This is a genomic window from Streptomyces sp. NPDC030814 (assembly GCF_055572155.1).
Genome location: NZ_JBVIDX010000005.1, coordinates 46,666 through 68,140, shown reverse-complemented (window position 1 = coordinate 68,140; position 21,475 = coordinate 46,666). Strand labels below are relative to the sequence as shown.

Below are 21,475 nucleotides of genomic sequence, written 5' to 3'. Positions count from 1 at the left end.
TCGCCTTGCCCATGTGTCAAGCGTCAGTGGCGGGCCCGGTGGGGAAGGCAGAGCGTTCGTCGAACAGCTCGCTCTTCAACCTCACGGCTCTGCCTCGCACCGGAGGTGCGCAGTGAGTTCGCGCTCTCACGTCCACGACTTCGATGACGGGCGCCGCCCGCAATGCCATGTGGGCCGGCAGGACAGGGCCGACCGGCCCTGTCCTGCCGGCTGCCCTCGGTGATGTCATGCGGACGCGTCCTCCGGTCACGTTCCCGACCCAGCCCGAGGGCCGATGGCCGCTACGGCCGTACCGGCACGAGCGGCGGTTCGGCATGCACACCGCCGGCGGCGCACGTACCACGACAACAGAGCCCAGAAGGAAGCAGTCACGATGTACCGCCCAGCCGTCCTCGCCCCGGCAGTCTGCGTCCTGGCCGCGGCCGCCGCCATGGTGTCCTTCGCCCGGGGTGCCTGGGTGGGGATCGTGTGGGTCCTGCTGGCCGGGCTCACCTCCAACATGGCTTGGTACTACGTCCGCAGGGCGAGGACCACGACCGCTGCCGCGACGGCGACCGTGACCGGCGCCTGCGCGAACGGCCGGACATGCGGCGTGTGTGTGAAGCAGGCCCGCCGATGACCGAGGACTACCACGCATTGCTCGCCCGCCAGGAAGCGATGCGCCTGCGCGACCGGCTGCTCGCCCCTGCCCCGCGTGCGGGAGTGACGCCCTCACCGTCCCGCCCGTCCACGGGGCCGTCGGCCGCCTACGACGGGGCAGCCGACCAGGAACTCATCGTCCGCGACCTGGACCTCGTCACTCCCTTCGGCGAGGTCATCACGCTGCTCTACGAGGCCATGTTCCGGCAGCACCCCTACCTGCGGAAGCTGTTCCCCGACTCGATGGAGTTCCAGCGGGCCCATCTGGAGCACGCTTTCCGGTACACGATCGAGAACCTGCACCGGCCGGAACAGCTGGCCGCCTTCTGCGCCCGACTGGGACGCGATCACCGCAAGCTGGGCGTGCGCCCGGTGCACTACCAGGTGTTCGAGGACGCGCTCATCGAGGCGCTGCGCCGCTATGCGGGGGCGCGGTGGCGCGACGACGTGGAACAGGCCTGGCTGCGCATGGTGCGGTTCGTGGCCGCGGCCATGGTGGACGGCGCCGAAGGCGCGCTCGCGGAACCCGCCTCCTGGAGCGGCACGGTGACCCACCACGAGCGACGGTGTCCTGATCTCGCCGTGCTGCGGGTCCGCACCTCCGAGCCGTACCCGTACCAGCCCGGACAGTACGCGACCCTCCAGTCACCGCTGTTGCCCCACGCCTGGCGGCCCTACTCACCCGCCCGCGCGTCCGCGCCGGACGGAGAACTGGAGTTCCACGTCCGGCGCACCGGGCCCGGCGGGCTGAGCGACGTGTTGGTGACGCGGACCGGTGTCGGTGACGTGCTGCGCCTGGGCCCCGCCAAGGGGGCGATGACCTTGGACGAGGACACCACGCGGGAGGTGCTGATCGTGGCTGGCGGCACCGGATGGGCGCCCGCCAAGGCACTGTTGGAAGAACTGGCCGTACGGCGTCGACCGGGGACCTGCGTGTACGTCTTCGTGGGCGCCCGGACCGTCGACGACCTGTACGACGCGCCGGCCCTGGCTCGCCTGGAGAACCGCTGCCCGTGGCTGCGGGTGGTTCCGGTCACCGACGAGGGGCGGGGTGCATCGGAGAGCGGCTCGGTGGTGGAGACTGCCGTCCGGTACCGGGACTGGACCGACGCCACCGCCTACGTCAGTGGTCCGCCCGCCATGGTCACCGCCGCCGTGTACCGGCTGGCCGCGGCGGGGGTGCCCGCCGACCGAATCCGACACGACCAGGTCGTCGGCGCGGTCCCCTCCGCTCCTCCTCCGCTGGAGAGTCCCATCCCCAAAGGCCCGGTTCAGGACGATGGGGGCACTGAGCTGGCGGTGGGCGGCGATCAACACCTGCGGTAGTCGGTCCAGGCGAGGCCCCTGCGGTCGCCGCGGCACCGGCTCAGATGATGCCCAGCCGCCGTGCCTCGTGGATCCACGACGGGAACTCGGACAGCAGCCGATCGTAGAGCTCCGTATCCGGTAGGCCGCTGATGTCGTCGACGGCGAAGAACCCCACGTTGTCGACGCGTCGGCCCGGCAGGGTGTCGAACCGCTCCAGCACGCCGTAGTCGGAGCGCCCCAGTCCGACGAACTGCCAGAAGATCGGTTCGTCCACTGCCTGCCGCAGTTCGGTTTCGATCTCCTTGTTCCGGTAGACGCCGCCGTCGGAAAAGAAGAGCACCAGTGTGGGGGCTGCCGCCGGGTGCTCACGGACGTACGTCCGCACCTCGGCGATCACCTTCTGCTCCTCGTTCTGGATGCCGACCGCGCGCATGTCCACCTGGCCCGGCAGCAGACCCTTCCGCGGCTTCTTGCGCCGGAACAACGTCAGTTCACCCACCCGGACGTGACGCTGCAGCCACTCCGGCAGGTCACCCACGGCGAGGTCCGGCAGCCGGGCCGGGTTCGACGCGAACGTCCACGCCTGCATCTCCCCGTCGTCGTCGAGCTGCGCGGCCACCGCGGCCATCCGCTCGACGACGTCGGCCACGACACCCCTCGAGTACAGCAACGACATCGACCCAGAGGCGTCCAGGACCAGGATGACGCGCGCGGTGACTCCCTTTGCCCCGTGCTTGCGCAGGCTGACGGCCACCTGCTCTTTGCGCAGGGAGAGCCGCTTGCGCATGTCCACCGGCAACTGCTCCTCGCCCTTGACGAGACGCGGGGCGGGTGTCATCGGAGCCCTGGACGGAGGGCTCCCGACGGCAGGCGTGGGCGCTGGGGCGGCGGGCGCGTACGGGAACGCGGGCGCGGGCGTGGCCGTGGAGGAAGCCGTCGACGCGGTGGCGCCCGGTTCTTCGTTCACGCTGATCCCGAAGTCGGTGGCCAGGCCCGCGAGTCCGGACGCATACCCCTGTCCCACCGCGCGGAACTTCCACTGACCGGCCCGCCGGTAGAGCTCTCCGCCGATGAAAGCTGTCTCCGTCGTTGCCTGCATCTCGAACAACGCCAGCTGCCCACCCGTCCCGGCGTCGAGCAGCCGCAGCCGCAGACCGGACAACTGGCCGAAGGTGCCTCCGTCCGCGGAAGCGCCGAGAACGACCCGTTCGATCTCCGGCTCCAGGGACCTCAGATCCACCGCGATGGTGTCCGTCGTACCGCCCCCGTCCCGCTGCTTGCCCAGATGACGCACGGCACCCGAGGCGTGCTGGGGCTGGTTGTAGAAGACGAAGTCCCCGTCGTCCCTCACCCGCCCGTCGGCGCGGAGCAGCAGTGCCGAGGCATCGGCGTCCGGCGCACCGGGGCTCCCGGACCAGCCGAGCTCGACGTGCACCGCCTTGGCCGCGACGGGAAGGTTGCCGCCTTTTGGCATCGATGTCGCTGTCATGCGCCCAGTCTGCCCAGAGAATCCGGCCCCGGGACCCTCCGATGCACAGGGACACGCACACGGCTACGTCTGCCCAGGCTGCACCGGCATCCGAAGCGAGGCCTGGGTCGAGGGGCCCTCGCTGTTGCTCCTGTGGGACCGGAACTGCCGACCGACATGAGTACGGTGCACCGGTGCCTTCCGGCCCGTGCCTGGCTGCGACGCTTCGAACTGCCGGAAGAGTGGTCCGGCCGCGCCATGGTCTGCCGAGGGGTCCGGCACGGGCTGGGCGTGGAGTTCGACTGGCTGCGCGCCGTGCAAGCACGGTTCTGGTGGCCCGGCGACGTGTACCTGGTGTACTGCGAGCCGGCCCGCGCTGCGGGCCCGGGGCCCGCGTCCTACCCGACGCTACCGGTGCCGGCCCTGCCGAGGTCACCGGTGGACCACCGACCCGAGTAGCTGCTGCTCGCCAACCCCGGCAAGCCGCCCGGCCGTTCCCTGTCCGCTACCGAGTGCTCCGCGGTGATTGCGTGGTTGCGGGAATCACCACGCCGCCGCTTGCTGATCGACAGCGTCTACGACCTGGGAGTCCCGTTCGCCGCCGGCAGCCGGCGATTGCTGGACACCGGTTGTGCGGTCCTGCCGCATTCGGTCACCAAGGGATGGCTGTGGCCACGCACGTTCGGCGTGGTCCTGCTGCGTCCGACCCAGGCTGAACAGGCCGAAGCCTTCCGGGCGGACCCTCCGACTCCGCCACACAACTGGGGCTCGCCGAGCGCCTGCTGATCGAGCACAGCGACATGCCCCGGCGCGTCGTCGACGAGCCGGCCGCCCGGGGCGAGCGCCTGTTCGCGCGATTGCCGGACGACGTGCTCAAGGCGATTCCCAAGGCGAGTCGGACTTGTCCCGGCAACTACTTCTTCCCAGCCCGAATTCCAGCGGAGACGCTCCAGCGCGAGTGCGGCGCGCTTGCCGTGCCAGTCAGTGTGTTCGGGGGCGAGCAGCCGGCCCGGCTCCGTCCCGACCAGCCTTGCTGACGCTTTCGACCCGACGCCGATGGCGGCACGATGAGGCCATCTGAGGACCCTGGCCGCATACGGCGATTTGGACTTCGACGATCAGGAGGTCGCGCCGCGGCCCCACGACAACCCGTCCTTCCCTCCGAGCGACAGCCCAGAACCGGCAGCGGAAGCCTGCCGCGGGCGGACGGTCCGCCCACCCGACGAAGACCAGAACGGAGGAGACCCGCACCAACCCGGGCCGTGCAACCCGGCGCACCCGCTGCGACACGCGACGGCCCACCGTCGACGGCAGGGAACACTCCGGGCGAACCACCGGCCACTCGGCTGCCGGACCCCGCTCACGGGTCGAGGCAAAGGCCGGTCACGTCGTGCCGCGGACATCCAAGCTCGGTGTCAGGACGATCGGGGGTGGCAGTTCGCCTTCGAGGAGTCGGTCGACCTGGTGAATGGCCAGTTCGCCCAGCCGTCGCTTGTCGAGGTGGAGGGTGGTCAGTGGCGGGTCGACCAGATCGGCGACGCTCAGCCCGTCGTAGCCGAGCAGTGCGCAGTCGTCCGGTACGTGGACGCCGAGCCGGCGGGCGGCGCGGAGTGCGCCGATCGCGACCAGATCGTTGAAGGCGACCACAGCGGTGATGTCTGGGCGCGCGGTGTACAGCGCCTCGAACGCGGCGGCGCCCCCGGCCGGGGACTGCTCACCCATGACGATCCAGCCCTCGTCGACGGGCAGCGCATGTTCGTCGACGACCTTCAGGAAGGTGCGGCGCCGGACCATCGGGGCGCTCACGCACTCGCAGTCGATCATCCCGATCCGGCGGTGACCCCGGTCGACGAGGTGCTGCATCCCGGCCCGGATTCCGGACGCGGTGTCGACGTGGACCAACGCGTGGTTCGATGAGTCCAGGCCGCGATCGACCACAACCAGCGGCACATTGCCCACGTACGGCTCGAGCTGCGCATCGGGGTGGCTGATGTAGCCGACAAGCGCGTCAACCTGTTGGCCGAGGGAGCGGACCAGGGCAAGTTCCCGGGACCGATCGTTCTCGGCGCTGGCCACGAGCACCTGCCAGTCGCGTTGGTCCGCGGCGGCAATCACTCCTGCCACGAATTCCGGGAAGAAGGGATTGACCACGTCGGGAACGATGAGCCCGACGGATACGAGGTCCGGGCGGACCAGGCCCCGGCCGAACCGGCTGGGCCGGTACCGCAACTGCCTGGCGACATCGAGCACGCGTTGCTGAGTCCCCGGGTCGATCTCCCCCTTGCCGTTGATGGCCCGGGAGACGGTCTGATGGGACACGCCCGCCGCCTGAGCAACATCGCGGAGCGTGACGCGCTTGCCGGTTCTCGCACGCCGCGCCCGCTGGTCTTCCGTTTCCCGCTGTCCGGCCACTGTGTCCACTCGCTTCTGTTCCTGTGCCGCCCTGTGTCCAAGTCAATCAGGTCCTCGGGCCAACGGTGCCCTCACCGGCCCAGCACTGCCCATGCGATGAGAGCAAGGCGGTGCCAGAACGCCCACGGGCGGATGGTGAGCCGTTCTGCTTGCGGGCGTTGACGGAATCTGCGTTCCCCGGCAACAATCACGTTAACGGTCACGTTAACGGTAACGGATGTTCGAGAGGAGAGCGCAATGGCTTCTGTGAGGGGCCCTGTGCCGCATGAGCCCCACCCGATGTTCCATGGCGTGTTCCGCGGCTGGCATGCAAAGGCGGGCGTCCTTTCGGCACTGCCCAACGCCCCTGTGGAGCCGGATGATCCGCAACGGTGGTGGCATCGACTGGGAGTTCGGCGGCAGAAGCCGAGCAGCCGTGGATCTTCCCTCGGTCGGTCCGCGGCGCGGCTCCAGGGCTGCCCTGCTCCCAGCGGGGATGCCCGAAGCTGACAAGAAGCGTTCCGCTGCACACCGCAGGGCACATGAGGACTGTCCGATGGGTGGCGCGGCGTAGGGCAGGGTGCACGGATTCACCTGCAGACGGTGGCCGATGCACGGGCGGGCGCCGCGCGGTCGGTGTACGAAACGCGTCGCCCAAGTCGTTGGGTGAGCTCTTGCAGAGGGTCAGGCACCGGCCCTGTACGCGGCGCTGGACCGAGGCCGAGCGTATCCGGCACGTCAGAGGGAGCTGGCCGACCCAACCGCCCACCCTCAGGCGGCCCTCGCGGAACTGCGCGCAGCTCTCGCGCCGCGCCGTTCCGCGACCGCCCGACTGGACGGGCATCGGCACGTTCATGCTCAGCCCCGTCAGCGCGTTCCTGGCCGTTCGCCTCGACGGCCCGCCGCATCGGCGTGGCAAGTGGCTCGTCCTCGCGCTCCCCGCTCAACCTCGTCGTCGCCGACGACCGGGCCGCCCGCCGAAGTCCATCTGCGGGCGGCGCGCCAAAAGCATCGGATGAATACAACCGGCAGGGCATACGGCATACCGCCCCAGCCACGAATCATTGCCGCACCTGCCGCACCTGCCGCACCTGCCCCGGCCGACCGGCTCTTCGGGCTCGAGCCGCGCCTGGTGCCCGTGTACGAAACTGATCGCGGCGCATGGGCCTACCGGTTCGGCCTCGGGGTTGACCGCCAGGGTCCGGCCGCTTGCTCGGGGTTATGCGGCGGTGGCGGGGATCGGTACGCCGTGCGCGCGGCACAGCTCGGGCAGCAGGTGCTGCAGGTGGCCGACCTCTTCGATGTGGTGAACGATCCATGCCTGCGCCATCTGCTCGGGGAACAAGCGGGTGAGCAGCCGGTTCGCTGGAGTCAGCAGCGGTGACCGGGCGCCGATGTCCATCACGCTGACGTAGTGCGTGCGGTCGCCGCAGTGCGACCAGGTGTGCTCCGGTTGCAGGACGGGGACGCCGAACATCCGGCGGACCAGTCGGATGCCGGTCTCGTCGAGCTTCTCCACGTTTTCGGTGGTGTCCACGTAGAACTCGGCTCGCCGGCCGAACGACTCGACGATGCGGAATCGGGCGCCTTCGCCGGCGCCGCCTTCGGGGGCGGGGCGAGCCGGCTCCCAGTGGATGTGGTCCCGTGGGTGCCAGGCCAGGTATCCGGGCATGGACTCGTCGGCGTAGGTGACCGGGTCTCCGATGTGGCGGAACCACCAGTGCACCATGGCCGGCGTGATACCGGCGAGCGGCTGGTGGTCGATGGTGATGCGGCGGCGGTGTCCGGCAGAGGCTGCACGCGGGCGCGGGCGGTAGTCGGGCTGCGGAGGGGGTGCAAGGGACTGCGCCCGGAGGACGGTGTCTGGGGTGCGGTGCACTCCACGGCCCTGCTGGAGTCGGCGGTCGCCGCGTCCGCGCTCTACAACGAAGTCGTCATGGCTGAGGTGTGCGAGGCGCTGGGACTGGCCTCCGAGCCGCGCACCGTCACGCCGGGCCGCCGACCGGTCCTGGAAGTCGCCGGCGTCCCGCACGAGCTGATCCGCTGGACTTCCCGCCGCAGCGCGCAGATCGCCGCCTGCCTCACCGACCTGGAGCGCGCGTACGTCACCGCCACCGACGGCGACGGCAACCTGACGTTCGGGCCCGAGGTCTCCGAGCGGACCCGGGCGAAGCTGAACCGGATTGCGGCTCAGAGGGTACAGCAAGATGGCTCCCGAAACCCTGTACCCCAGTTCCGGGAACGCCGGCCATTTGCTCGGCGCTTCGACCGGCACGAGAGGGTAGTACGTCGCCGGCGGCCACCAGGGCGCGGGCGGTGTCGGTCGCCGCGCGGGTCCGGCGCTCTGGTGCGGGCAGCACGGCCGGCACCAGGCCGGCGGCGTACGCCAGGGCGCGGTCGACGTCGCCGAGCTCTCGGGGGGATCCCGACCCTCGATGCCCGGAGTACGTCCATTTTCAGCCATGCCTCTATAACGTCCCTGCACGGAAAGGTACTTCCGTACAGGAGCATGCACCTGACATCTTGCATCCACCACTCGTTTCGTACGGCCCGGCCGGTGCCCTCAGCACGGCCGGGCCGTTTCCGGAGGACGCATTGATACCCCACATATCCAGCCGCCCTAGACGCACGCTGGTGCTGGCGGCCACGATCGTTGCCGCCCTCGCGTTCGGCGCCCCGGGAGCCCTCGCGGGCACGCTCCCCGTCGTCCCCTCCACCGCGCCGGCCGCCAAGGCCCACGCTCCTACCGCCACGCCGGCATCCCAGAGTGCGACCTGGGTGGCCGGGACGCGTGCCTACCTCGTGATCACCGCCCCCGGTGACAGTTCGGCGGTCCGCTCGGCGATCATGGCCAACGGTGGCACAGTCTTCTCGAACTTCGACGCCATCGGCGTGATCGTCGCCCACTCGGCGTCCAGCGGATTCGCCGCCACCATGCGCGACGTCGCCGGCGTGCAGCAGGTCGGCGCCACGCGTACCTCGGACGTCCCGGCCGACGCCTACAACCCGGCGCTCCCGGCCAATCCGGCCCAGGCTTCGACCCCGGCCGGAGAACCGGTCCGGGCCGACATGAGCCAGATCAAGGCCGACCAGGCCTGGGCCGTGAACCCGGGCTCCGCCTCCGTCACGGTCGGCATCCTGGACACCGGTGTGGACGACCAGCACCAGGACCTGGCGCCCAACTTCGACGCGGCCGACTCGGTCTCCTGCGCCTACGGCAAGCCCGACACCCGTGTCGGCGCGTGGCGGGACGTCGACACGCACGGCACCCACGTAGCGGGCACCGTCGCCGCGGCCAAGAACGGCAAGGGCGTCGTCGGCGTGGCACCCGGGGTGAAGATCGCCGCGGTCCGGGTCGCCGAGCCGGGCAACTCCTTCTTCTTCGCCGAGAACACCATCTGCGGCTTCGTCTGGGCCGGTGACCACGGCTTCAAGGTCACCAACAACAGCTATTACACGGACCCGTGGCAGTTCAACTGCCCGGACAACATCGACCAGGCCGCCATCATCGAGGGCGTCAAGCGCGCCCAGGAGTACGCCGAGGGCAAGGGCTCCCTCCAGATCGCCGCGGCGGGCAACGAGAACTACGACCTCGCCCACAAGACGACCGACTCCGCGAGCCCGAACGACTCGACGCCGGTCACCCGCACCATCACCAACGCCTGCCTCGACATCCCGACCGAGCTGCCGGGCGTGGTCACGGTCGCGGCCAACGGCACTGGCGTCACCAAGGCCTCGTTCTCCAACTACGGTCAGGGCGTCATCGACGTCGCGGCGCCGGGCAGCAACGTGTACTCCACCGTCCCCGGCGGCGGCTACGGCAGCAAGAGCGGCACCTCGATGGCCACCCCGCACGTGGCTGGCGTGGCGGCACTCATCGCCAGCGCCAACCCGGGCAGCACCCCGGCGCAGCTCCGCGCCAAGCTGGCCGAGCAGGCCAACGACATCGCCTGCCCCTCGGACAGCCGCTGCACGGGCACGACGGCCAACAACTCGTTCTTCGGCGAAGGACAGGTCGACGCCCTCAAGGCCGTCGGGACCACCCCGCCGACCGGCAAGTACTTCGAGAATCTCGCGGACTTCGCCATCAACGACAACGCGACCGTGGAAAGCCCGATCGCCGTAACCGGTGTGACCGGCAACGCCCCGACCGCCCTCAAGGTGGGCGTGGACATCAAGCACACCTACATCGGTGACCTGAAAGTCGACCTGGTGGCCCCGGACGGCACCGTCTACACCCTGCACAACCACGCCGGCGGCAGCGCCGACAACATCGCCCAGACCTACACCGTGAACGCCTCCTCCGAGGTCGCGAACGGCACCTGGAAGCTGCGCGTCAACGACAACGCCGCCTCCGACACAGGCAAGATCGACGCCTGGAACCTGACCTTCTAACGCAGGGCCGGGCAACGCCCGCGTACAGCACGCACAGCGCCGCGACAAGCTCCCCGCCCCGCGGCCGCGGACAAGGCGGGCTGTGCTCTGTTCGGCCAGGGCTGCGAACTGCCGGGTGGCAGAGGGCACATGGGCGCCGGCGCCGGTGTACGCCGCGGTTGAGGCCACCGTGCCGGAGACGTCCAGGAAGGCCGCGGCCTGAAGCCGGTGTCCAGCTCACCGTGCGCCTCCCTGACGGGCTGCAGGGCTGTGTCCGCGCTGACCCTACGGTCAGCGCGGACACAGCCCCGAGGAGTGCCGGCCGGCTCGAGCGGCGGGCCACCGTCCCGGCCAGGACCGCGGGCGCGGCCTCGCCGCGGGAGGCCTACGCCTGGCGCACCAAGTCCTGCTGGGCGCCCGCGAGTGACCCTGCACGCGGAAGTTAGCGTGGAAAGCATGACGGTACTGATCGTGGGCGGCAGCGGGTTCCTGGGCGCTGAGCTGGCCCGCCAGGGACATGCAGCTGGCCGGGAGACGGCCGCCACCTTCCACTCACATCCCGGCGAGATCGCCGGAGTGACGTGGCACCGCCTTGATCTGCGCAACCCTGCGAGCCTGCGGGAGATCCTGGATGCGGTCAGCCCGACGGCGATCGTCAACGCGAGCAGTGGCGGATCCGAGTGGGCAGTCACGGCCGAGGGCGGGATGCGCCTGGCCCAAGCCGCGGCTCAACGGGGAATCCGCCTGGTCCACGTCTCGAGTGACGCCGTCTTCTCCGGCCGCCGCCACGACCAGTACGACGAGACGTGCCTTCCCGACCCGGTAACGCCGTACGGCGCGGCGAAGGCGGCGGCCGAAACCGCCGTGCGGCTCCTGGACGAGGGCGCCGTCGTCGCACGGACCTCGCTGATCATCGGCGATGGCCGGTCCGAGCACGAACGCATGGTGCACACCTTGGTCGCCGGCACGCGGGACGGGGCCCTGTTCACGGACGATGTCCGTTGCCCAGTCCATGTCGGCGATCTGGCCGCCGCACTGTGGGAGCTCACCTTGTCCGATGCGGCTGGCATCTTTCACCTCGCCGGCCCGGACGCCGTCACTCGCCACGAACTCGGCACCCTCGTGGCGCAGCGAGACGGCCTCGACGCATCGCTGTTGCCGACCGGACGTCGCGCCGACAGCGGACTGCCTGGCGCACTCCGCGTCCACCTAGACAGCCGCGTCACCCAGAAATACCTCGCCACCCGCCTCCGCGGAGCACGGGAGTTCCTCCGATGCCAAAACCCCGACCGCTGAACCGACGGCACGGCGCCACCTCTCACCGCCCGCCTTGACGGGTAACACGACCTGCTTGCCGCCCCCACCGACGGCAACCCCCAGACCCTCGCCCTTCCCTACTGACTCGGAACCAGCCGCACCGGCGAGTTCGGTGAAGGCATGGTGAGGGGCCGGGGGGATGCCGAGAGCAGGGCAGTCTCAGAACGCTGTGCGTACATCGCTGCGCGGATCCCCGACGGGGATCCGCTCCTCGTAGGGCCCGGCCCGCGCAGTGCGCCGCCACGGGCGCGCGCAGCGAACGGCCACGTCGATGTCTTCGTCCTGCGAGTCGAGGTCGATGTCCGCGATCGCGAGGGCGGGCTGTCCGTTCGCGGGACAGCGCGCCAGCCACCTCCCGCCGGGCGCCACGACCCCGGACGGCACCGTAGCGCTGAACTGGGACGGGACGGAGTAGCCGAGCCAGTAGTTGTAGAGCGTCCCGTACGCCTGCGCAACACGGGCACGGGGTGTCCTACCTGTACTCCCCTGGACACCAGCCGCTCGTCATCGAGGTGGACGGCATTCGGTTCGGCTTCGCATTGTGCGTCGAGGCCAACTTCCCGCAGGTGTTCGCCGAGTACGAGCGCTTGGACGTCGACTGCGTCCTGCTGTCGGTGATGGTCGACGACGCCGTCCGTCGTCGCGCAAATCCCGCGGCCATGTCCAGTTCGAGCAGCGTGCTCCACCGGCCGCCCGCGCACCCGTCGTGCAGAGGTGGATCAGCACCTGAGCCGTGACCTCGACACCCGGCATCGCCCGGTGCCGTCCGGCAGGCTTGGGGATGCCGTAGTGGCCGAGCAGGCTGTCCAGTCCGTAGGGGCCAAGACCGGGCACGACGGCCTTGGCCAGGCACAACGTGTCCAGCAGCGGCGTCGCGGCGAGTACGGGACAGCGCTCTGCCTGGCGGGCGATGATTCGGGCTTCTGTGGCGGCATGGTGGGCGACCAGCCGGTACGGCGGCGTTGTCAGGCGCGCCTCGAGCTGCGCCATCATCTCGGCAGCGCGGGCCGCCGAGATGAGCATTCGCTGGGTGATGCCCTTGAGCTGGACGTCCCGCGCGGTCACGGGCACGTTGGCAGGCGGTCGCATCAGATCCTCGAACCGGCCGGTTTCCACCAGTCGGCCATCCATGGGGCGCAGCGCCAGCGCCGCGACCTCGATCGGCTCGGGGGGCCGTCCTGGCGGGGTGAGGCCCTCGAAGTCGATCACCACGAACGTTGTCGCGGCGAAGCGCGGATCGTCCGTCAGCGCGGCCACGGTGTCGCCTCCCCTGGAACCGCCGTCGGCTTCCGGTCGACGGCTCGGTTGTCGTTCCGGGGGACTGGCCCGGCGTGACCGCCCGGGCTGGGCACCCGCTGCAGGTGCCGGGCTGCGTACAGCCGGTAGGAGACGTGGTTGTCCGGTTTCGGGGAGTCGATCGTGGTGACCGCCTCCATTCTGAGCCCGTGCTGGACCAAGAGGTCCTCCCACAGCTGCGGGGTGAGGACCCACATGTTCACTCGGTGGTCTTCGGTGGTACCGGGCAGCCGCAGGATTTCGGGGCGCGGCATCAACTCGGCTGACGGCCCGGTGCCGTCCGAGTTGGTGTGCAGCGCCGAGAAGAGCAGTCGGCCGCCCGGTGCAAGGCCATTGGCCAGGACAGGCAACAGCCGGTCGGGGTCCAGGTACGGCATGGAGCCGACGGAGTAGACCAGGTCGTACGGATCGGCGTCGCGCAGGTGGGCCACGGCGTCGGCGCATACCAGGTGCAGCCCCGGGGTGTCCGGGTAGCGAGTGAAGGCGCGCTGGTGCTGGGCGGGGGACGCATCCACGGCTGTGACGTCGGCGCCCCGGGCGGCGAGGTAAGCGGCATGCCGGCCAAGGCCGCTGCCGAGGTCGAGGACGCGCAGCCCGTTCACGTCGCCGAGCGCTTCGATGCCGGGACCGACGTCGGGGATGCCCCAGTCCCACCGGTCCAGCTCGGGCAGCTCCAGCCTCCTGGCCAGTTGGTGGGCGCCGTAGACGTTCCAGGTCTCGACGGTGTCCGATTCGGTGGTCACCAAGTTCTCCATCCGGTAGACGGGGCGGGGATCAGGGGCGCAGGGCGTAGCAACGCAGGACGTCGAGGTCGGCGGTCCGGACGGCGGACCAGCCCGCGGTGAGGCTCTCTGCCTGGGCGGGAGTGATGCCGAGGCCCCGCAAAGGGTCGGAAGCGGGGCGGCGCCCGGCGATCTCGGTGACCACCCAGAAGGTCCCGCCCGGGGCAAGGAGGTGGCGGACGCGGTCGAGGAAGGCGGCCTTGTCGTCGATCCATCGGTAGACCAGGCGGCAGGTGACGACCGCGTACGCCGGCTCGGGCAGGGCACGGAGGTCGTCGGTGGTGATGTCCGTGCACCGCCACACCGGCTCGTGGCCGGGCCTCGCGTTCCGGGCGGCGGCGAGCGCGATGGCGCTGCGGGAGCAGTCGATGCCGGTGGCCCGGTAGCCGAGTTCGGCGAGGCGCCGGGCGAGCGAGCCGTCGCCGCAGCCGATGTCGAGGGCGGGGCGGTCGCGACCGGGGCCGACGTGGTCTTGCAGCAGCCGGTTCTCGTTGTCGTCGAGTTGCCGGTAGCGGCGGCCCTGGGACCAGAGCGGCTCCCAGTACCTCACGGCTGCGGTGGACGCGGTGGTCATGAAGGAGCTCCTTCTCGGGCGGGCGGCACGGCCAGGCGGGCGGGGATCGTCCGCAGCGTGCGGATGGGGGAGGCCAGCAGCAGGATGACGGGGACGACTGCCGTGACACGTGACCTTGCCCTTGTCCGGCAGGTAGATCCCGGTCAGCAGCCGGGTGAGCGTGGACTTCCCCGAGCCGTTCGCGCCGACGATCGCGAGGATCTGGCCGCGCCGCAGCGCCAGGGAGACTCCGTCCACGGCGGGCTTGTCCTTGCCCGGGTACTGGTAGACGACCTCCTCGAGCCCCGGATCTCCTCGGTCGGAGCGGCGTGTGCGTGAGGGCCGCGCTTGGGGGCGCGTGCGGCGGCGTCGTCGAGGAAGGCCTGCATGTCGCTCAGGTACAGGCTGGTGTGGAAGACCGCGGCGCCGTTGATGACCACCTGGGACAGCGCGGCGAGCGTGGTCTGCACGGCGATGACCGCCGTCGCCGCGACCGCGAGTTCAATCCGGCCGGGCACCGCCAGCCACGCCAGGGCGCCCCAGGTCACTACGAGGAAGACGCCGCCGGCCAGCGCGGAGAGCAGGGAGATCCGAAGGGTACGCGGGGCGGCGGCCAGGGTACGCCGGTCGCACCGGTCGGACAGGGCCCGGTACCAGTAGATGAGGTAGTCGGTCATCGAGTTGGCGCGGACCTCGTCGCCGTACTTCGACTCGGTCGCCCACCAGCGCATCATTCCGCGCACATTGCGGTCGGCGATGTTGGCGTAGTGGATTTCGTAGTCGACCCGGGCGGTCAGCACGGCGCCGACACCGGCCGGTAGGACCGCGAGCAAGAGCAGCGGCAGCATCAGAGGGTTCAGCACCGACAGCACGCCGCCGGCGGTGACCATCCGGATCAGTGCGGACAGGAAGCGCTGGGCGTCGGTGACCATGACCTGTGTGCGGATCACTCCCATCTCGGCTCCCTCATGCCGGTCCGAGAAGCCGTCCTCGGCGCATGCGGAGGCCTCGACCCGGCACACTGCCTCGACCAGGGCGGTGTCCGTCTCCGTGGTCAGCCGCGGAGTGATCCGCCGCTCGGCGTACGTGGCCACCGCCCCCGCCGTGCGTGCCAGTGCGGCGGCGAGCGCCACCACCAGCAGCGCCGGCAGGGCGCCGCGCAGTCGCTCGCCGGCAGTGCCGTCCTCCAGGACCGGTGCCATGGCACGGGCGGTGGCGGCCAGCAGTACGGCGGCCGCGACGCCGGTGACGACCTGGCAGCCGATAAGGAGTTGCACGGCCCGCCGGTCGGTTCGCCATGACAGCCGGGCGATCCGGCCCAGGACAGCAGGGATTTGCGTGCACATCCGCCGGAAGGAGACCTCGGCGAGCGGATTGACGGAGTACTGCCCGCTGTACGTGATCTCCGCGGGAGGCGGCGGAGGCAACACGGTGTGCTGTTCCTCGTTCGTGGCGGCCGAGGTCAACGTGGTCCCCCTAGACGGTCGTCCGGCGTGGTCGTGAGATTCAACGAGCCAGCCTGGATATCGAACTGGTGTGTTTCAGTCGCTCCGGAATCCCCGGGTGGAGCGGGCAGCGATGCGTGGCCGATACATCGACCCGTCTCCAGCAACAGGAGTGCAAAGGACGGAGGTTGGCCGAAACGCCGACGACGCTCCGGAGGGCGCGGCTGCCCGGTGCCGGAGCCGTTGCGGATACCGGTGGCGCGCACCCGCGGCCCACTCGATCAGGTGATTGTCGGGATCAGCGCCGATGCCTTCCCCAGCCAGCGGCAGAAGTGTGGTCTGGGGCGAGTTCCTCACGTTGTCAGTGCCTCGGCCGGTTCGTGGACGGCTCCGAGGAACGGCCCGGACGTAGGTGACGGCCTGCTCTTGGGTCACGGAGGTGACTGATGGTGAAGACCGGTGCTGCTGTCTCGGACTTCTACTGCAACCAGGCCCTGTCCGGCCTTGTGCCGGTCGAGAAGGTTGGGGAAACGGGCCGTGCTCTCGCCTTCCACCACACCAACCCGTTCTATCCAGTGCACATCGTGGTGATACCGAAGGAGCACGTGCCGCCCCTGACCCACCCGGGGAACGTCGGCGAGGACCTTCTGGCCGAGGTCCTCGGCCTGGTGCGCGAGGTGGCCGCCCGGGTCGAGGAGGAGCACGGATCGTGCTCGGTTACCACGAACTTGGGGCTGTACCAGGAGTCGAAGCACCTGCTCTGGCACGCGCCGAGCGACACCGGCCTGTTGACCGGACTACAGGACACGCCGGACGGGAGCGCATCCCCGCTCGGGCGTCGACGGCGTCGACGACTGGGCGGTGGCGTGGGACCGCCGCTTTGCCAGGGCTGCCCCTGCCCGGGACCACGTCGACGGTGAGGTGGGTGTGCCGCCAGTACGCGTACTGGTCGGCACTCATCCAGAACGGTGTGTCTCCGGCGACGTGGCCGAGCAGGACGTCCGCGGCGCCGACGCGGAACTCGCCGCGCGGGTAGCACATCGGAGCGCTGACGTCGCAGCAGCCGCCGGACTGGTGGAACATCAGCGGGCCGTGACGGGCCCGTCAGCTGTCGCATCAACTCGGCGGCCGAGTCGGTGAGTTCGACTCGCTGCACCCGGGGTCCCATCAGAAGAGCTGCAGTGTACGGTCCGGATCTTGGTGAGGGGCACGTTCGCCCGCGTGGTGTACCGGGGGCCAGCCGGTGATCGCATTTTGAAGCTGTGCAGGGACCGACTGCCCCGCCGCGGTCGAGCTGAGATCCAGGACCCGGCTGCACCGGAAGGCACCTCTTCGTGGGGCGGTGCTGTGACGGCCCGCTGGGACTTCGACGACTTCGGCCTCAGTGAGAGCCATGGCGGCTGCGCATGCCCGATCAACGGTCAGGCGGAATCGTGGCTCGCTGGGCGAAGGGATCGGCCATCTCCTCTGCACGAACGAGGAGTTGGGCCGCCTCCTCGGCACCCGGGACCACCAGCCGCGTCCTGTGCAGCAACCTCGGGTACCGCTGCTCGTCGGCGCGAACGGCAACCGGACGCTGCGTATCACCGCCGAGCACGCGGACATCGCGGCGTTCACGGGCGTGCGGATGAAGGAGAGCGGCAAGCTAGCCCCCATCTCGGCCGGGGAACTGGACGAACGGGTCGCCCGCTACCGGACGTTCACGAACGGGCGAAGGAGTCGGCCGAGTTGAGTCCGCTGACCCAGCTCGTCGCCGCCCCCGAGGACCCGGCCGCCGCCGTCCGGTCCTGGCCAAACCGTGTCCCCCGGAGAACTGGGAAGGAGAGCCTGGAGCTGTCGCTCGTCCTCGTCGGTACCCTGGACGGGATCGTCGAGAAAGCGCTGGCACAGCGGGAGAGGTACGGCTTCTCGTATCTGACGGTGCTGGAACCCGACACGGAGGCGTTCGTCCCGGTCGTCGAGGCGCTACGCGGGCGGTGACCACGCGCAGCAGCAGCGCAGCGGCACGACCCGGTCTGGACGGGTGGCTTCTGGGGCAGGACGCTGCCGCAGTACGGGTCTCCACCACGACCGTCGTGAACTCCATGAAGGAGATGCCCAGTTGAAGCGCCTCAGGCATGCGGCTGTCGTATGCGCCGTCGCTCTCCTCGCCCTTGTGCCCACCACGGCGAGCGCCGCCGACTATCCCGATCCACTCCCGATCACCGGCCAGCAGATCATCCACGACCCGACGGTCATCCGCCTCAAGGACGGCCGGTACGTCGCCTACTCCACCGGCGGGGTCATCGGCGCCCGCCTGTCCACGGACCTCCGCCACTGGGATGACTCCGGCAACGCCTTCGCCGAGCCGCCCTCCTGGTGGTACGAGTACAACGTCACTGGCGACCCGTGGGCGCCCGACATCTCGTACCGCAAGGGCAGGTACTGGCTGTACTACTCCGTCTCCTCCTGGGGATCCAACCACTCCGCGATCGGCGTCGCCACCTCCCGGTCCGGCCTGCCTGGCACCTGGACGGACCACGGCAAGGTCCTCACCTCCGAGAGTGGTGACCACTGGAACGCCATCGATCCGGCCATCGCCGAGGCCGGCGGCGGGCTGTGGATGACGTTCGGCTCGTACTGGACCGGCATCCGCATGATCAGGCTCGACGAGCGCACCGGACTCGCCGACCCGGACGACACCACCGTCCACCACCTCGCCACCCGCTTCGACGCGCCGTACGCCGTCGAGGGCCCGGACATCGTCAGACGCGGCCGCCACTACTACCTCTTCGCCTCGTACGATGCCTGCTGCTCCGGCGTGAACTCCACGTACCGGATCAAGGTGGGCCGGTCGACGAGCATCACCGGCCCCTACCTCGACAGCAGCGGCACCCCGATGCTGGAGGGCGGCGGTGACCTCCTCCTCGCCGGACACGGCCGCTACATCGGCCCCGGCGGACAGTCCTTGTTCCGCGACCGCGGCCGTACTTGGCTCGTGTACCACTACTACGACGCCGACGACAGCGGCATACCCAAGCTTGGCCTGAACAGGCTGAGCTGGACCCACGACGGCTGGCCCACGCTCAGGTAGCACTCACTTCGAGCGTTCAGAAGCGCTCCGGAGTCGTCTTGAGAGGGCGTTAAGTCCGTTTCTGATAGCGGCCGCGTCCGGGTTGTTCGCGGTTCTCCTTGCGCAGCCGCCGCAGTTCCTCGCGCTCGGCGCTGGTCAGCTCGCCGCTCTGGGCCTCCCCCCGGTCGGCCTTGGCCTTGCGGAACCAGCCGCGCAGGGACTCCGAGCTGATGCCGAGTTCCAGGGGCACCGCGGTGACCGCCTTGCCTGAGGAGTCGACGAGCGCGATCGCGTCCCGCTTGAACTCCTCGGTGTACCGATTCGTGTACTTGCTTCCCACCCGGTGCTACTTCCTCTGGAACCTCAGGTCCCCGTCTCCAGGTGTCCACGATCAAGGGGAAGCTTCACCCCATGCGCTGGCCCTTGAACCACATCAGGCCGTAGTCGAACGGAATTCGGCCCTGGGCCTCCTGCTCGCCCTGGGCCTCCTGCTCGCCCTGGGCCTCCTGCTCGCCCTGGGCCTCGGCGCCGCCCGGGTCTTCGGGCAGGAACACGCCGACCACGCCGAGGGAGCCGGTGAATCGGACGCTGTCGATCAGCCCGTTCAGGGTGAGCGCGGCGTTCTCCTGGCCGCTCGGGTCGTGGGCCTGGTAGCCGACGCACTCGCAACCGTTGTCGGCGCCGAGTCCGAGCGTGGCCTCCTTCACCACCTGGGCCGGATCCTCGCTGGTCGTGTCGATCGCGATGGCCCCGATCTCCTCGGCCTCGCGCAGCCGGTCCCGCTGGTGGTCGGCGACCCGCACCCGGCAGGCGCCCTTGAGGATCGGGGCGTAGGCGGCCATGAGCCCGACCGGTCCGGCGCCGTAGACGATAGCTGGGGGCTATCGGGCCCACCGGACGGAGTCCTCGATCGGGCAGCGCGCGCTCTGGTGGGGCGGCGTGGTCGTGGCCCGCCCGGTTCGCAGGACCGCCAGGACCTCGTTGTCCCCGTCGGGGCCGAGTCCGGCCGCCGGGCGACCGAACTCGCCGCCAAGAGGCTGGGCGGCATATCCGGCCTCGGTCAGTGCGAGCCAGATGCGCATCAGCGTGGCTCCCGCTTCGAGGCGGTCGGCGACGGTCCGGCGCGGGCCGCGCAGGACGAGCACGGCCCCGCAGTCGCGCAGCCTCCGTGCCCGGACGCCGACCGTCGCCGAGGCCAGTTGGCGGACCAGCGCCCGCGGTACCGCCTCGCTGTCGACGGCGCGGGCGAGCACGCCGGTCGCCCCCGAGTGGTCGATGAGGTCGCGCAGTTCCCCGAAGGAACGGCGGCCGCTGTCGTTCCGTGCGCGTTCCCGCAGCCAGGCCCGGAGCTGGGCGTCCGACGCCGGATCGGCGGCCATGGCCGAGTCGAACTCGGTCCGGGCGAGCCGGGCCAGGGCGGTGGAGCCGGTCACCGTCTCCAGGGCGAGGTTCCGCTCGGCGCTCAGCAACTCGATCCACTTCGCCGTCGCCGTGTCGAGAGGGGTGCGCAGCAGGCCTTCCCGGTGGGTGGAGCGCAGGCCGAGCGCGCCCTGCCGGACGAGGACGTCGTCGCGGAGGCGGTCGCAGTGGAACCGGCCGACGAACGCGGACATCCCGTCCTCGTCGGCCGGCTGATCCGACGCGGTCGAGGCCTCCCATTCGCCGTGCGCCAGGTAGGCCATGGATCCCAGAGCACAGCCGAGGCTCTCCGCCCAGCCCAGCGGGTCCTGGACGGCGGCGGGCCAGCGCTGCGGGTCGTGCGCCAGCCGGACCGTGCGGTCGTTGAGGAGTTCGAACGCCCAGGGCTGGGCGTTGAAGGCCGAAGGGGCGAGCCGGGCGCCGCCCAGCACGGTGGCGAGCCGCTCGGGCAGCGGGCGCGGGGGCTGTGGCGCGGCCGAGGGCCGGAGGGGATCGCGCCGGGAGGCGGCGCGTAGCGCCCGTCGGGACCGTACCATCTCCACCGGCAGCCGGGCCCGGTGCAGCAGGGCGGCCGGGCGGGTCATGACCGCGGCATGCACGTCCATGGTGACGACATGCCGTGTCCGGCGGTTCATGAGCACGTCCACGACGGTTCTCGCTGTCAGCGTGGCCAGGCCGAGGACGCAGTAGCCGATCTGCGGCCAGGCGCCCCCGTTGACGCGCCGGTCGGTCTGCACGGCCAGGAAATCGCTGGGGACCTGAAGTCGGCCGATCCATTGCATGGATTCCCACAGGCGGTTTTCGCGGTGTGCCTCGGCGCTCGCCCTGCCGTAGAACGGCACCGGGTTGCGCCGGTAGTCGAAGACGTACAGGGTCGGTTTCCCGCCGAAGTCCATACCCGCCAGGACGGGGATGCCGAGCCGGGCGGCCCGCTCGTGCAGCTGGTACTTGACCCAGGACGACATTGTCGGGTCGATGGCGTCGAAGACGATGTGGGTGCCGTCGAGTGCCTCGTCGAGGTTCTCCAGGGTCAGCCCCTGCGGGTAGACGGTCACTTCGGCCGAGGGGTTGAGCATGCGAATCCGGTCGGCGATCGCCGCGGGCTTCGAACGGCCCAGGTCTGCCTGTACACAGGCCTGCCGGTTCAGGTTCGAGACGTCGAAGACGTCGGGGTCGGCGAGCCGGAAGCGCAGCACACCCAGCCGGGCCAGTGGTTCGACGACCCCGCCACCGCCGCCGCATCCCGCCACGAGTACGGTCGCGGCGCGCAGGGCCGCCTGTTCCCGTTCGCTGATGATGCCGGCGTTGCGGTCCACCGCCTCGGCCCCGGCGGCCGCCACGTCGATGTCCGCCCGGTGGGTGTCAGTGGCCATGGCTGCTTCCGTTCGCTCCGTGCTCGTGCTCGGCCCACGCTGCGACGGCGGTGGAGCG

General features: G+C 70.4%; 19 protein-coding genes and 3 pseudogenes. 11 read left to right on the top strand and 11 right to left on the bottom strand.

Features of this window, described 5'->3' with window-relative positions; translation table 11 throughout:
- Positions 1-373 precede the first annotated feature (373 nt).
- Both ACZ43N_RS12855 and ACZ43N_RS12850 read left to right on the top strand, forming a co-directional pair.
- Positions 374-619, top strand: coding sequence for a hypothetical protein (locus ACZ43N_RS12855; protein ID WP_468097167.1), 246 nt, complete (start codon positions 374-376; stop codon positions 617-619).
- Positions 616-1,965 (top strand): globin domain-containing protein, encoded by a 1,350-nt coding sequence (locus ACZ43N_RS12850; RefSeq protein ID WP_468097165.1) that lies wholly within the window; start codon positions 616-618, stop codon positions 1,963-1,965. Before ACZ43N_RS12855 ends, ACZ43N_RS12850 begins: the two co-directional genes overlap by 4 nt.
- Before the next feature lie 40 nt (positions 1,966-2,005).
- On the opposite strand, the gene ACZ43N_RS12845 is transcribed toward ACZ43N_RS12850, so the two are convergent.
- Positions 2,006-3,436 (bottom strand): VWA domain-containing protein, encoded by a 1,431-nt coding sequence (locus tag ACZ43N_RS12845; RefSeq protein ID WP_468097163.1) that lies wholly within the window; start codon positions 3,434-3,436, stop codon positions 2,006-2,008.
- A gap of 156 nt (positions 3,437-3,592) precedes the next feature.
- Here ACZ43N_RS12845 and ACZ43N_RS12840 point away from each other — a divergent pair, with 156 nt between their 5' ends.
- A complete protein-coding gene (locus tag ACZ43N_RS12840; RefSeq protein ID WP_468097161.1) occupies positions 3,593-3,874 on the top strand; it encodes a hypothetical protein in 282 nt (93 codons plus the stop codon).
- Between the two features lie 99 nt (positions 3,875-3,973).
- The gene (locus tag ACZ43N_RS12835; RefSeq protein WP_468097159.1) at positions 3,974-4,201 is read left to right on the top strand and encodes a hypothetical protein; all 228 of its coding nucleotides are present in this window, start codon (positions 3,974-3,976) and stop codon (positions 4,199-4,201) included.
- Positions 4,202-4,798: 597 nt separating this feature from the next.
- On the opposite strand, the gene ACZ43N_RS12830 is transcribed toward ACZ43N_RS12835, so the two are convergent.
- Positions 4,799-5,836: a LacI family DNA-binding transcriptional regulator gene (locus ACZ43N_RS12830; protein ID WP_468097157.1), complete on the bottom strand. Its 1,038-nt coding sequence runs from the start codon at positions 5,834-5,836 to the stop codon at positions 4,799-4,801.
- Between the two features lie 1,189 nt (positions 5,837-7,025).
- Positions 7,026-7,208 carry a hypothetical protein gene (locus tag ACZ43N_RS12825; RefSeq protein ID WP_468097155.1) on the bottom strand — a complete coding sequence of 61 codons (183 nt, stop codon included), beginning with the start codon at positions 7,206-7,208 and terminating at the stop codon, positions 7,026-7,028.
- Positions 7,209-7,220: 12 nt separating this feature from the next.
- Between ACZ43N_RS12825 and ACZ43N_RS12820 the strand changes: the two genes are divergently transcribed.
- The 3 genes from ACZ43N_RS12820 to ACZ43N_RS12810 all read left to right on the top strand — a co-directional run bounded on the left by ACZ43N_RS12820 (position 7,221) and on the right by ACZ43N_RS12810 (position 11,476).
- Positions 7,221-8,405, top strand: a complete 1,185-nt coding sequence (locus ACZ43N_RS12820; protein ID WP_468097154.1) for a relaxase domain-containing protein — start codon at positions 7,221-7,223, stop codon at positions 8,403-8,405.
- A 35-nt stretch (positions 8,406-8,440) separates the two neighbouring features.
- Positions 8,441-10,201 carry a S8 family peptidase gene (locus tag ACZ43N_RS12815; protein ID WP_468097153.1) on the top strand — a complete coding sequence of 587 codons (1,761 nt, stop codon included), beginning with the start codon at positions 8,441-8,443 and terminating at the stop codon, positions 10,199-10,201.
- A gap of 435 nt (positions 10,202-10,636) precedes the next feature.
- Entirely contained in the window at positions 10,637-11,476 is an 840-nt protein-coding gene (locus ACZ43N_RS12810) for an SDR family oxidoreductase (protein WP_468097152.1), read from the top strand.
- A 525-nt stretch (positions 11,477-12,001) separates the two neighbouring features.
- On the opposite strand, the gene ACZ43N_RS12805 is transcribed toward ACZ43N_RS12810, so the two are convergent.
- The 4 genes and pseudogenes from ACZ43N_RS12805 to ACZ43N_RS12790 form a co-directional block, all read right to left on the bottom strand.
- On the bottom strand, positions 12,002-12,754 hold the full coding sequence (locus ACZ43N_RS12805; protein WP_468097151.1) for a 3'-5' exonuclease: 753 nt from the start codon (positions 12,752-12,754) through the stop codon (positions 12,002-12,004).
- The gene (locus ACZ43N_RS12800) at positions 12,742-13,536 is read right to left on the bottom strand and encodes a class I SAM-dependent methyltransferase (protein WP_468097150.1); all 795 of its coding nucleotides are present in this window, start codon (positions 13,534-13,536) and stop codon (positions 12,742-12,744) included. Before ACZ43N_RS12800 ends, ACZ43N_RS12805 begins: the two co-directional genes overlap by 13 nt.
- A gap of 31 nt (positions 13,537-13,567) precedes the next feature.
- The gene (locus ACZ43N_RS12795) at positions 13,568-14,149 is read right to left on the bottom strand and encodes a class I SAM-dependent methyltransferase (RefSeq protein WP_468097676.1); all 582 of its coding nucleotides are present in this window, start codon (positions 14,147-14,149) and stop codon (positions 13,568-13,570) included.
- 96 nt (positions 14,150-14,245) lie between these two features.
- Positions 14,246-15,594 (bottom strand): annotated as a pseudogene (locus ACZ43N_RS12790) (ATP-binding cassette domain-containing protein); the annotation flags it as partial.
- Positions 15,595-16,019: 425 nt separating this feature from the next.
- Between ACZ43N_RS12790 and ACZ43N_RS12785 the strand changes: the two are divergent.
- Positions 16,020-16,493, top strand: a complete 474-nt coding sequence (locus tag ACZ43N_RS12785; protein WP_468097149.1) for an HIT domain-containing protein — start codon at positions 16,020-16,022, stop codon at positions 16,491-16,493.
- Here ACZ43N_RS12785 and ACZ43N_RS12780 read toward each other — a convergent pair.
- Positions 16,462-16,741, bottom strand: a pseudogene (locus ACZ43N_RS12780) (DUF779 domain-containing protein); the annotation flags it as partial. The gene ACZ43N_RS12785 and the pseudogene ACZ43N_RS12780 overlap by 32 nt on opposite strands.
- 225 nt (positions 16,742-16,966) lie before the next feature.
- Here ACZ43N_RS12780 and ACZ43N_RS12775 point away from each other — a divergent pair.
- From ACZ43N_RS12775 to ACZ43N_RS12765, 3 genes are all read left to right on the top strand, one after another.
- Positions 16,967-17,305, top strand: a complete 339-nt coding sequence (locus tag ACZ43N_RS12775) for a hypothetical protein (protein ID WP_468097148.1) — start codon at positions 16,967-16,969, stop codon at positions 17,303-17,305.
- Positions 17,302-17,553: a hypothetical protein gene (locus ACZ43N_RS12770; protein ID WP_468097146.1), complete on the top strand. Its 252-nt coding sequence runs from the start codon at positions 17,302-17,304 to the stop codon at positions 17,551-17,553. The genes ACZ43N_RS12775 and ACZ43N_RS12770 overlap by 4 nt, the downstream gene beginning before the upstream one ends.
- Positions 17,554-17,674: 121 nt before the next feature.
- Positions 17,675-18,646, top strand: coding sequence for an arabinan endo-1,5-alpha-L-arabinosidase (locus ACZ43N_RS12765; RefSeq protein ID WP_468097144.1), 972 nt, complete (start codon positions 17,675-17,677; stop codon positions 18,644-18,646).
- Between the two features lie 49 nt (positions 18,647-18,695).
- Here the strand turns inward: ACZ43N_RS12765 and ACZ43N_RS12760 are convergent, their stop codons facing one another.
- The 3 genes and pseudogenes from ACZ43N_RS12760 to ACZ43N_RS12750 all read right to left on the bottom strand — a co-directional run bounded on the left by ACZ43N_RS12760 (position 18,696) and on the right by ACZ43N_RS12750 (position 21,417).
- A complete protein-coding gene (locus ACZ43N_RS12760; RefSeq protein ID WP_468097142.1) occupies positions 18,696-18,965 on the bottom strand; it encodes a transposase in 270 nt (89 codons plus the stop codon).
- Between the two features lie 67 nt (positions 18,966-19,032).
- Positions 19,033-19,497 (bottom strand): annotated as a pseudogene (locus ACZ43N_RS12755) (zinc-binding dehydrogenase); the annotation flags it as partial.
- Between the two features lie 9 nt (positions 19,498-19,506).
- On the bottom strand, positions 19,507-21,417 hold the full coding sequence (locus ACZ43N_RS12750) for a ThiF family adenylyltransferase (protein ID WP_468097140.1): 1,911 nt from the start codon (positions 21,415-21,417) through the stop codon (positions 19,507-19,509).
- Between the last annotated feature and the right edge of the window lie 58 nt (positions 21,418-21,475).

Coding starts and splice junctions, on each gene's coding strand:
- ACZ43N_RS12855 (WP_468097167.1), top strand. CDS start 374: ATGTACCGCCCAGCCGTCCTCGCCCCGGCAGTCTGCGTCCTGGCCGCG.
- ACZ43N_RS12850 (WP_468097165.1), top strand. CDS start 616: ATGACCGAGGACTACCACGCATTGCTCGCCCGCCAGGAAGCGATGCGC.
- ACZ43N_RS12845 (WP_468097163.1), bottom strand. CDS start 3,436: ATGACAGCGACATCGATGCCAAAAGGCGGCAACCTTCCCGTCGCGGCC.
- ACZ43N_RS12840 (WP_468097161.1), top strand. CDS start 3,593: ATGAGTACGGTGCACCGGTGCCTTCCGGCCCGTGCCTGGCTGCGACGC.
- ACZ43N_RS12825 (WP_468097155.1), bottom strand. CDS start 7,208: ATGGACATCGGCGCCCGGTCACCGCTGCTGACTCCAGCGAACCGGCTG.
- ACZ43N_RS12810 (WP_468097152.1), top strand. CDS start 10,637: ATGACGGTACTGATCGTGGGCGGCAGCGGGTTCCTGGGCGCTGAGCTG.
- ACZ43N_RS12795 (WP_468097676.1), bottom strand. CDS start 14,149: ATGACCACCGCGTCCACCGCAGCCGTGAGGTACTGGGAGCCGCTCTGG.
- ACZ43N_RS12785 (WP_468097149.1), top strand. CDS start 16,020: ATGGTGAAGACCGGTGCTGCTGTCTCGGACTTCTACTGCAACCAGGCC.
- ACZ43N_RS12775 (WP_468097148.1), top strand. CDS start 16,967: ATGGCGGCTGCGCATGCCCGATCAACGGTCAGGCGGAATCGTGGCTCG.
- ACZ43N_RS12750 (WP_468097140.1), bottom strand. CDS start 21,417: ATGGCCACTGACACCCACCGGGCGGACATCGACGTGGCGGCCGCCGGG.